This is a genomic window from Salifodinibacter halophilus (genome assembly GCA_012999515.1).
GTDB lineage: Bacteria > Pseudomonadota > Gammaproteobacteria > Nevskiales > Salinisphaeraceae > Salifodinibacter > Salifodinibacter halophilus.
In genome coordinates this window covers 1-270 of record JABEEB010000269.1, presented here as the reverse complement: position 1 = coordinate 270, position 270 = coordinate 1, and the positions used below count along the sequence as shown (strand labels likewise).

1 protein-coding gene is annotated in these 270 nt (G+C 71.1%); it reads right to left on the bottom strand.

The window, feature by feature from the left end:
- On the bottom strand, positions 1 to 260 hold a 260-nt coding region (locus HKX41_11615; protein NNC24780.1), incomplete at its 3' end, for a hypothetical protein.
- Positions 261 to 270: the final 10 nt, after the last annotated feature.

The following is a 270-nucleotide window of genomic DNA, read 5'->3' as shown; positions in this document are numbered from 1 at the left end:
CCCGCCGAGGAGTCGGACGTCATCATCGCCAACCCGGCGATCTGGCCGAACTGGCGCTCCAGCGGCGTGGTCACCAGCGCCGCCATCGTCGGCGCGCTGGCGCCGGGGTATTGGGAGGTGACGATCAGGCTGGGCGCATCGATCTCCGGCAGCGCCGACACCGGCAACTGGCGATAGCCGAGCACGCCGAGCAAGGCCACCGCCGCCATCAGCAGGCAGGTGGCGACCGGGCGGCGGATGAACAGCGTCGAGAAGGCCATGGCGCGCTCA